This window comes from Paraburkholderia sp., assembly GCF_035948235.1.
Taxonomy (GTDB): Bacteria; Pseudomonadota; Gammaproteobacteria; order Burkholderiales; family Burkholderiaceae; genus Paraburkholderia.
Genome location: NZ_DASZJJ010000002.1, coordinates 1 through 9,443 on the forward strand (window position 1 = coordinate 1; position 9,443 = coordinate 9,443).

Genomic DNA, 9,443 nt, shown 5'->3' on the forward strand with positions numbered 1-9,443 from the left:
TCGGCATCCCGCGCAACAACCCGGACACCACGCCCGGCGACGAATTCCGCTTCGATATTTGTGGAGAGATTCACGAACCGATCCGGCCCAACGACTATGGCATCCGCGAACTCATCATTCCCGGGCATCGATGCGCGGTGGTCCGGCATATGGGTTCCACCGACCATATCGGCGAGTCGATTTACCCGATCTACCGGGACTGGCTTCCCACGAGTGGCGAAGAACTGGCAGATCACCCCATGTTCTTCCACTATCTGAGCGTCTTTCCGGAAACCCCGCAGGACCAGTGGCAGACCGATATCTACATTCCGCTGGCGTAAAAGACGGAATCAGGCCGCGACGGCTAACTGATTAAAGGAGACAGCCTTGACCCTGGTGCTCGGAGTAGCGGCTTCTATTAGCGTAGTAGTCCTGATTATCTGCGTGGCAGTCGCGCTGGTGGCAACCGCGCCGCCTCCAGCGCCTGCGGAGAAGGACGTCTTTGGCTTGACCTCACTGCAGGCGACGCCAGAAAGCGCATTACCGCCGCTTCTGCGCTATTGCGCCGGTGACGGCGAGCAACTCGCGTGGCGCTTCTACGATTCCTGCGCAGATCAGGTTTTGATCTTTATTCACGGCTCCTCCTATCATGGCCGTTCCTACCATGAACTGGCCCGCGCGGTGAGCGCAGCCGGCGCCGCGAAAGTCGCTCTGCCCAATCTGAGAGGCCACTACCAGTCCGGGCGCCATCGAGGCGATGTCGAATATATTGGTCAACTGGAAGACGATATCGCCGCCTTGATCGCCGAACTGCGCAGAAACGGTTTCCATGGGCCGGTCATCCTCGGAGGGCATTCCAGCGGGGGCGGCTTCGTCATCCGTTTCGCTGGCGGCCCCCACGCCCGACTCGTTTCGCGTTTCGTCCTGTCGAGTCCGGTCATTCCCACGTCGGCGACCCTCAGGGAAGGTTCCGCCAGCGGCTGGGCGCTACCCCATATGCGCCGGATCATTGGACTGGTCATCCTGAACGCTTTCGGTATTCGCGGTTTCAATGCGCTTCCCGTGATTGATTTCAACAAGCCCGCGCGATTCCGGGACGGTACCGAAACACTGTCCTACTCGTTCCGCCTCAACACGTCTTACCATCCGCGTAGCCGCTACGTATCGGACGTGCGCAAACTGGCTGACAAAGCGATGGTGTTCATCGGCGAGCACGACGAAGCCGTTGACGCCCAGCGTCTGCAGGCGCTGTTCGCCCGCGAGTCCCCCGCGAGCCTGTTCAAGATCCTTGCCGACACGAACCACTTCGGGATCTTCACCAGCGCAAGCGCGCAGCAAACATTAATCGAATGGTTGATGCAGTGTTCCGGCACAGCGTCTGCGCCGGCTTATAGCTGGGAGTCAAGCAATGCGGCCATACGTTCCAGCAGTTTTTCCGAAAACTGACGGCCGCGCCATGCTTCAAGCGTAATCCGCCTGGCGTTCGCGATATCGTGCTCGAAAATCGCCGTCTGTTGCTGCGCGAAATCGCGATCGTAGATATTCAGGTTGGCTTCGTCGTTGAGCTTGAATGAGCGGCTATCGAAGTTGGTCGAGCCAACCGATACCAGATATTCGTCAACGACCATCAATTTGCAATGGAACATCGTCGGCTGATATTCGTACATCTCGACGCCAGCCTCGAGCAGCGCACCCCAGCATGCCCGCGAAGCTTCGCGAACCGTATGCGTATCGATACGCTTGCCAGGCGTGACGATGCGTACGGCGACGCCGCGCTTCGCGGCTTCGACGATTGCGTTGATCGTCAGCTTGTCCGGCACGAAGTAGGCACTCGATAGCTGGATCGAATGCGTCGCCGCGGTGATTGCCATGAGATACATCAGTTGCATGTCATCGCTGCCGCCCGACGGCGAACTGCTGAACATGTGCGCGAGCCCGTCGCCCGCGTCCGGAACGTGCGGAAAATAGTGGGGGCCATGCAGCACGTTGCCCGTCGCCTTGACCCAGTTGTCCATGAATACCGCCTGCATATGCCCGACCGCCGGACCTTCCAGGCGAAAGTGCGTATCGCGCCAGTGTTTTTCATCCTGCGCATTCCCGGTCCATTCGTCCGCGATGCCGACGCCACCGGTAAAACCAATGCACCCGTCGATCACCAGCAGCTTGCGGTGGGTGCGGTCGTTCATGCGCCCAAGGCCGGTCCAGTGCGGCTTGTGATACTGGATCACCTGCGCGCCCGCTTCGCGCAGCATGTGCAGATAACGCGGGTCCATTTTCGAGGAGCCGATCCAGTCCAGCAGCACATGCACGGCGACGCCCGCGCGCGCCCGATCCGCAAGCGCCTGCGCGATCTGCTCGCCAATCGCGCCGGACCAGTAAATAAAGGTTTCAAACGTGATGGTGCGCTGCGCCGCGCGAACGCCGTCCAGCATGGCCGGAAAAATCCGGTCGCCATTGACGAGCACCTCGAAACGATTGCCACCGACAATCGGCGGCCCGAGCAGCAATCCCATCGAGCGCCTGAATTGCGGATCGTCGCTGCCGTAGAGCCGGTCGATCTTGTGCTCGATCTTTTTTTCGCCGCTCGTGAGGTTGGCGATCACCAGCACGACGATAAGCGTCGCGACGACCGTCAGGACAATCATGGCAATCGTTGGCATGCACGGGGCCTCGCGTAGCAGATATGCGCCCAGAGCGCGGGACCGTAGTGCGCAAATAGCGTTCCTCTTCTGCCCCTGCGTCGAGGTTGGCCTCGCGTCAAGGTTTGCGATCCTTGACCTGCCCTGCTTTCAGGAGCGCGTCACGACTACGCGTGGACGACGCTCTGCAGATCTGCACGCGAAAGCACGCCGAGATTTTCGAGCGCGTGACACACCTGATCGACGGAATGTCCTGCCATACAGTCCGCGTATCCGTTCCGCCAGGCAAGGCACGTAGATTCGTTGCGACTGCAACGTCGTGCCCAGCTCACAGGCCGCCCGAAAATCGTGTTCTGGTCGCGGCAAGTCATGTCCTCAACCACCAGCGCAACGAATGGCGCGTATTGCCAATAGCGGCCCGCTCCGTGAATATCCGGGTTGCCGGGACCAAACAGCGCCACCGTCGGCACATCGACGAGACGCGCCAGATGGGCAATGCCGGTGTCCGGGCATACGATCGCGCGTGCCCCGGCCAGAACGTGCCAAAGGTCGGCAAGTTCGAGCCGGCCAGCCAGGTTCAAATGCGTCGATTCGGGGCCTATTTCGGCGACAAGTGCGACTTCTCCTGCGCCCCCGCTCCAGACGACCTGATAGCCCTGCGCGGCCACCCGTCGCGCAAGTTCGCGCCAGCGCTGCACGGGCCATCGTTTGACGGTGCTGCTCGCCCCAGGATGCAACACGACATATTCCCGCTCGCGCAACGACGTGGGCAGCGCGGCGCTCGCCAGTGGTGCCGGCCAGTGGTCGGCGCGATATGGCTGCGGATCGTGGCCCTCGACGAGTCCTGCGGCAATTTCGCCCCATGCCGCTGGCGCATCAGGATAAGGAATGAGTTGATCGACAGGCCAGTTTTTCCACGCAGGCTTGCCTCCTTGATGCGCGACGATCCATTTGCACCCAGCGGCGCTCGCAAGCCAGCTATAGCGATTGTCGCCAGCGACGATGCCAAGATCGTATGGGCCTGAATGCAGCACGCGCCTAACCGATTCGCTATCGCGTGGATCGAATGCCAGCGCGGTTACATCGAACGGACCTCGCGCGTAGAGTGGCGCCACTGCCTTCGGGCACGCCAGCACCAGCGACGCATGCGGGTAGCGCTGGCGTACTTTGGCAATCAGCGCGGTCAGCAATAATCCATCGCCGAGCAGCATATGATGCGCGAGCAGTATGCGCGCCGGTTCTACGGGCTGGATACGCAGCGGTTTGAGAATAAGCTTCGGTATTGCCCGCGCGAAAATGCGCATCCGGCCTTTAATTCTACTCATGGCCGGGATTGTGCCAGCTCGCACGAACTACGTATAACGCTCTAGTCTTACCTTAGCTTTTCGGTGCCACAGCGAACATTCAGTTTGACGGGCCTATGACAACTTGTGGTCGATGCTCGAACGATGGAGTCTCGCTCAATGCCTGTCAAAGAAAAATCATCGATCCCGCTTCTGGCGGCCGAGGCACCGTTACCACTCGTCATGGCGCTCGGGCTGTATGTTTTTGTCTGGCTCAAACAGACGCTTGATTTATTCCCCCAGCTTTTGCGCGATTTTAGCGGCGACAGCTATGTGCCGCTGGCACAGCGGGAGGCCATTGCAACCCTGGCTATCTGGTTCAGCCTGGACGCTCTGTTTATTATCGCAATGGTCTATCAAAAGAACTGGGGCAGGCTTGGGAAAATATTATCGGCAATTATTGGACTGGTCCTGCTTTGCCGCGGAGTTTGTGGTGAAGGCGACTTTAAACCTGGTATCACGTACCTGTTTGATGTGACGGCCACGCTTCTGCTCTTTCTGCCGTCCGTGGACGCCTGGTTAAAGAAGCGTCCGTAGCCCTCAGAACGCGCAGCGCGAGTTCGAGCACCTGAATGGTGTCAAACATGTCACCGCGCTAAGCAAGGGATTGAGAAAGGTCGTTGTCGGCGATGTGACTGCATCCACTGACGGCGACTGAAGTCCCAGCCCCGTAGAGGAGGTACCTCTTCAAAGCGGTTGATGTGCATTTATTGTTTGGCCATCGTCTCGTGGCAGGCAAATGCCGTGTCCATGGAGAACAAGATGAGTTCAATCAATGAACAGAGCGCCGATCTATACGGCGTCGAGCCGGACGAGTCCAGCGGGCTGCATCGCAAGATCGGCTGGGCCGGTGCATTCTGGGTGGCGAGCGGCGTGCCCGCGCTGGTGCTGTTTTCCATCGGCTCGATCGCCGCGACGGTCGGCAAGCCGTCGTGGATCATCTGGGCCGTGTCGATCTGCTTCGGTCTGATCCAGTCGTTTTCGTATGCGGAAATCGCCGGGCTGTTCCCTCATAAATCGGGCGGCGCATCGGTCTACGGCGCGATCGCCTGGGTGCGATACAGCAAACTGCTCGCGCCGCTGTCGGTGTGGTGCAACTGGTTCGCCTGGTCGCCCGTGCTGGCGATCGGCTCGGGGCTGGGCGCAGGCTACGTGCTCAGCATGCTGTTTCCCGCCAGCGCCGCGATCAACACGTGGCAGATCACCCTCGTCGATCTGGGCTGGCTCGCCAGCGGGCTGACTCTGCGTATCAACGCCACCTTCATCATCGGCGCGGTGATCCTGCTCGCCACCTTTGCGGTCCAGCATCGCGGCATTCTTCAGGCCGCCCGGCTGCAGATGATTCTGGCCATTTCCGCGCTATTGCCGCTGCTACTCGTGGGCCTTTATCCGATCCTTACCGGCGACCTGCCGCGCGCCCATCTGCTGCCGCTCTACCCGCTCGCAAAGGACGCGGCCGGGCATGTGATCGACGGCGCATGGGATCTCAGCGGCATCCAGTTGATGGCCGGTGGGCTGTTTATCGCCGCGTGGTCCACTTACGGCTTCGAAACCGCCGTCTGCTACACGCGCGAATTTCGCGATCCGCGCCGCGACACCGTGAAAGCCATTCTCTACTCCGGCCTGCTTTGCCTCGTGTTCTTCACGATGGTGCCGCTGGCCTTCCAGGGCGCCCTCGGCCTGGGGCAACTCGTCACGCCTGAAATCAAGGATGCCGCCGGCAACGTCACGCAGGCGGCCGTCTACGACGGCATCCTGTCGCCGGGCATCTACAGCGGCATGGGCGTGGCCGAAGCCATGGCGCAGATCCTTCACACCGGCACCTGGGGCGCGTTCATCTTGAAGCCCATGCTCGCGTTCGCGCTCGTGCTGGCGATCATGACGTCGATGGCCGGTTCGTCGCGCACGCTGTACCAGGCTTCCGTCGATGGCTGGCTGCCGAAGTACCTCTCGCACGTGAACGAAAACGGCGCGCCCACGCGGGCGATGTGGACCGATCTCGCTTTCAACCTGTTCCTGCTGATGATGTCCGATTACGTGGTCGTGCTCGCGATGTCGAACGTCGGCTACATCATCTTCAATTTTCTCAATCTCAACGCTGCCTGGATTCATCGTCTGGACCGCAGCAACTGGACGCGGCCATTTCGTGCCCCGCGTTGGGTGCTGGCGCTGGGCACCTTGCTGTCCTTCGTCAATCTTGCCTTGATGGGACTCGGCGCCGATGTCTGGGGCAAGGGCACGCTGGTGTCCGGCGTGGTGTTCGCGGCGCTGATCGTGCCGGTGTTTATGTGGCGACACTACGTGACCGACAAGGGACGTTTCCCGGACGCGATGCTCAACGACATGGACCTCGCATCGCCTGCCGCTCTCAAGGCACCCGAGCGGCGTGCCGGCTGGCTGCCCTATGGGGCGATCGTGCTGGGCATCGTCGTGGTGTGCGCGACGCACTGGGTCGCGCCGTAGCGCGGCAAACACGGCAGCGAATCCGTGAAACAGGGGCCGCGCGAGTCAATCGCGCGGCCCCTGTCTTTTACTGGCCTTAAAGCGAACCCTCGCCCATCTCGAAGATCGCCCCTTCGATGCCCAGCACTTCGCCGCCCTCGGAATAAATGCCCACACCCTTTTCGAGCACCGGTTTCACGCGCCCGTCCGCGGCGCGAATCCGGTAGCGCAAATCGAACGCCGCGCGCGCCACCAGCGCCTCCTGCACGCCGAACCAGACGTAATCGGCGTACTCCGGCAGGATCAACTGACTGAAGCTGTGTTCGTGGCTGTCGATAAACCATTCCTGCGCGTAACCTGTGAGCGCCTTGCAGCCCGCGCTGACTATCTCCATGGTCCATGAGCGGTTGTTACGTCCGCGATAGAGCAAACCCGGCATACCGTCGACCAGGCCCAATGCGCCGCGCAGGCGCGCCTCCAGTGCAGCCTCGCGCCGTTGCGAAAGGGTGGCGTCGGCGAGCGCCACGCAATACCCCGCGCCCGCGCGCGCCACCGTACAGTCGAACCAGCGCAGATCGCCACAAGGATGGACGAGGCGCAGACGCGCGCGCGCCTCCCCATCGCCGGCTATGCTTGCGGCTCGCAGCAGCGTCTGCCAGTGCGCGCGATCTTCCGGATGGACATTGCGCGCGAACGACACACCACGTCGCGCCCCTGCCATCGCGCGCACCCACGCCACATTGGCGCCCAGCACGATGCCATTCATGTCGAGCGTCAGCAGCGGCACGGGGAACGCGTCCAGTCCCGTTGCCACGCCAATATCGTCAAAACCGTCTGCGAGCGATGCCATAGTTCTTCCTGCTGGAGTGCTTCCCGAATTCTTTGTTAGCGATCCAAACTAATTGCGTGCGAGCGCGTCGCGATGCACGCTCGCCGCCAGTTCCAGGCGCGAGCGCACGTCGAGCTTGCGCAGCAGATTCTTCACGTACACCTTCACCGTGCCCTCACTGATGCCGAGCTGGCGCGCGATCAGCTTGTTGCTCATGCCTTGTGCGATGAGCGTGAGCGTTTGCGACTCGCGCCCAGTCAACGCGGCGCGGCGCGATGGCGCGAGTTCGGGCACCTGCGAGTGCGCAGCCGCCGCAACAGACTCCGGCTCATCGTCCGCTTGCGCGTCGGCGAGCAGATCGCGTACGCCTTCGTCGAGCGCCACCATGCCGCCCGCGCAGTTGCGCACGTAGCTGAGCAGCACATCCGGCTCGGTCTCCTTGAGCATGTAGCCATCGGCGCCCAGACGCAGCGCCGCGAGCAATTCGCTTCGATCCATCGACGCGGTCAGCACCACCTTGCGGCAATCCATGCCGAGCTGGCGCATTTCGTCGAGCACGGCCAGCCCGCCGAGCCCCGGCATATGCAGATCGATCAGCACCATCGCCGGGTGCAACTCTCCGGCGAGCTTGATGCCCTGACGCCCGCTGGACGCCTCACCGACCACGACGAACTCGCCGCTGGCGTTGAAGTAGTCGGCAAGGCCCCGGCGAAACAGCGGGTGATCGTCAATCAGCAGCAGCGTGGTGGGATTCACCCGGGGGCTCCTCGTCGAATTGAACGCCGGGGACGATCAGGCGGATGCGCGTGCCGCCCGCCTCCCCAACGCTTTCGATATCGATCTGCGCGCCAATCGCCTGCGCGCGCTCGCGCAGGATGCTCAGGCCGTAATGGCCCGTGTCGGGCACCACGGCGGCAAGACCCACCCCGTCGTCGGTCACGCCGACGCGCAGCACGCCGCGCGCATGCACCGCCAGCTCGATCCATGCGTGACGCGCATGCGAATGGCGCACCACGTTGGAAAGCGACTCGCGCACGATCTGTAGCACATGCAGTTCGACCTCGGGCGCAAGCGCGAGCGCGGGCACCCGATTGTCGATTTCGAACACGACGTTCGAGCGCCGCGCGAATTCCTCGACCGAAGCAGCGAGCGTCTGCCGCAACGACCGGCCGTCATGCGTGAGACGCGCCGACGTAATCAGCTCGCGCACCTGACGCTGCAAACGCGTGACCAGCGCGCGCAATTCGCCCACCAGCGCTTCCGATACCTCGGAGCGGCGCATCTGCTGTTGAATCTGGCTCACCACGAACGAGATCAGGCCGAGCTGCTGCGCGACCGAGTCGTGCAACTCGCGCGTGAGGGCGCGCGCGGCGTCGCGCTCACCGCCCGCGAAGTCGCCGTGCCCCTCGCGCAGTCCTTCGAGCAGGTGCGCGGCGGCGCCTAGTGCATCCGCCAGCGAGAGCGCCTGGGCCTGCGCAAGATCGTCGCCGTGACGCACGACGAGATCGAGCATGAGCGCGCGCTCGCTGTGCCTGCCCATCGGCGCGACGATGCGATGGCGGCCATGAGCGTGGCAGGCGCTGCAAACGCGCGCGGCCTGCTTGACGGCCTTTGCGTGCACCGCCGCCGTATTGAGCGCGCAGACGGTTTGCGCGCCCGCTACAGGCCTGGCGCGGCAGGCAGCATCGGCGTGATCCGGCGGGACTTGCGCGCTGTCGTAAAGCCGCGCACGCGCGCCCGGCACATCGGCTTCGATGCGCGCGAGCAAGGCGTGCGTGGCCTCGCGCCACGGCGTGCCAGCGACCAGCGCGGCGACGCAATCGAGCAACGCGTCGCGCACGCGCGCAGCGCCGTGCGTGCCCGTCGTATCAAGCTGCCCGAATTCGCGTCTGGCCGACATGAATCCTGTCCGAAGTAAATGCCGCCAATCAAGCAAGGTCCATGCCGCCGTGCATTTCACCGCGCCCTACCTCCAAAGGCGTACCTCCTCTTCAGGATTGAGCGTCGATTACTGGCAGGAAACGATGTTGCACAGAAAGAAACGTTGTGCGGCTTCTGTCGAGTCCATGCCAATGCCCCGCGATGACGCATGAGCCAGGCACCGAAGCCGCCCCTATGCACTGTTTTGAGCCGAGCCGCCCATGACCCACGTTCTGCAACCGCCCGCTCCATCCGCGCCTGCCGCCGCGCAGCCTGCGCCCAGCGCGCCGC

At 62.6% G+C, this 9,443-nt stretch carries 9 protein-coding genes; 4 read left to right on the forward strand and 5 right to left on the reverse strand.

Going from position 1 to position 9,443, the window contains the following annotated elements; genetic code table 11:
- The coding region (locus VG320_RS00030) for an AraC family transcriptional regulator (RefSeq protein ID WP_327198143.1) at positions 1 to 320 on the forward strand (320 nt) is incomplete at its 5' end.
- 55 nt (positions 321 to 375) lie between these two features.
- Positions 376 to 1,425: an alpha/beta hydrolase gene (locus tag VG320_RS00035; protein ID WP_327198151.1), complete on the forward strand. Its 1,050-nt coding sequence runs from the start codon at positions 376 to 378 to the stop codon at positions 1,423 to 1,425.
- Here the strand turns inward: VG320_RS00035 and cls are convergent.
- Together cls and VG320_RS00045 are read right to left on the reverse strand one after the other, a co-directional pair.
- On the reverse strand, positions 1,368 to 2,639 hold the full coding sequence (cls, locus tag VG320_RS00040; protein WP_327198144.1) for a cardiolipin synthase: 1,272 nt from the start codon (positions 2,637 to 2,639) through the stop codon (positions 1,368 to 1,370). The genes VG320_RS00035 and cls overlap by 58 nt on opposite strands.
- Positions 2,640 to 2,785: 146 nt before the next feature.
- Positions 2,786 to 3,943 (reverse strand): glycosyltransferase family 9 protein, encoded by a 1,158-nt coding sequence (locus VG320_RS00045; protein WP_327198145.1) that lies wholly within the window; start codon positions 3,941 to 3,943, stop codon positions 2,786 to 2,788.
- Positions 3,944 to 4,081: 138 nt separating this feature from the next.
- On the opposite strand from VG320_RS00045, the gene VG320_RS00050 reads away from it, so the two are divergent.
- Entirely contained in the window at positions 4,082 to 4,498 is a 417-nt protein-coding gene (locus VG320_RS00050) for a hypothetical protein (RefSeq protein WP_327198146.1), read from the forward strand.
- A gap of 225 nt (positions 4,499 to 4,723) precedes the next feature.
- Complete coding sequence (locus VG320_RS00055; RefSeq protein WP_327198147.1) at positions 4,724 to 6,424, forward strand: APC family permease; 1,701 nt, start codon at positions 4,724 to 4,726, stop codon at positions 6,422 to 6,424.
- A gap of 76 nt (positions 6,425 to 6,500) precedes the next feature.
- Here VG320_RS00055 and VG320_RS00060 read toward each other — a convergent pair whose 3' ends face one another.
- The 3 genes from VG320_RS00060 to VG320_RS00070 are packed head-to-tail and all read right to left on the reverse strand — an operon-like array spanning position 6,501 to position 9,132.
- Entirely contained in the window at positions 6,501 to 7,253 is a 753-nt protein-coding gene (locus VG320_RS00060) for a PAS domain-containing protein (RefSeq protein ID WP_327198148.1), read from the reverse strand.
- A gap of 48 nt (positions 7,254 to 7,301) precedes the next feature.
- Positions 7,302 to 7,988: a response regulator gene (locus VG320_RS00065; protein ID WP_327198149.1), complete on the reverse strand. Its 687-nt coding sequence runs from the start codon at positions 7,986 to 7,988 to the stop codon at positions 7,302 to 7,304.
- The gene (locus VG320_RS00070; protein ID WP_327198150.1) at positions 7,960 to 9,132 is read right to left on the reverse strand and encodes a sensor histidine kinase; all 1,173 of its coding nucleotides are present in this window, start codon (positions 9,130 to 9,132) and stop codon (positions 7,960 to 7,962) included. Before VG320_RS00070 ends, VG320_RS00065 begins: the two co-directional genes overlap by 29 nt.
- Positions 9,133 to 9,443: the final 311 nt, after the last annotated feature.

Bases quoted from the DNA above. Each gene is read 5' to 3' on its own strand.
- VG320_RS00045 (WP_327198145.1), bottom strand. From the start codon at position 3,943: ATGAGTAGAATTAAAGGCCGGATGCGCATTTTCGCGCGGGCAATACCG.
- VG320_RS00055 (WP_327198147.1), top strand. From the start codon at position 4,724: ATGAGTTCAATCAATGAACAGAGCGCCGATCTATACGGCGTCGAGCCG.
- VG320_RS00060 (WP_327198148.1), bottom strand. From the start codon at position 7,253: ATGGCATCGCTCGCAGACGGTTTTGACGATATTGGCGTGGCAACGGGA.
- VG320_RS00070 (WP_327198150.1), bottom strand. From the start codon at position 9,132: ATGTCGGCCAGACGCGAATTCGGGCAGCTTGATACGACGGGCACGCAC.
- cls (WP_327198144.1), bottom strand. From the start codon at position 2,639: ATGCCAACGATTGCCATGATTGTCCTGACGGTCGTCGCGACGCTTATC.
- VG320_RS00050 (WP_327198146.1), top strand. From the start codon at position 4,082: ATGCCTGTCAAAGAAAAATCATCGATCCCGCTTCTGGCGGCCGAGGCA.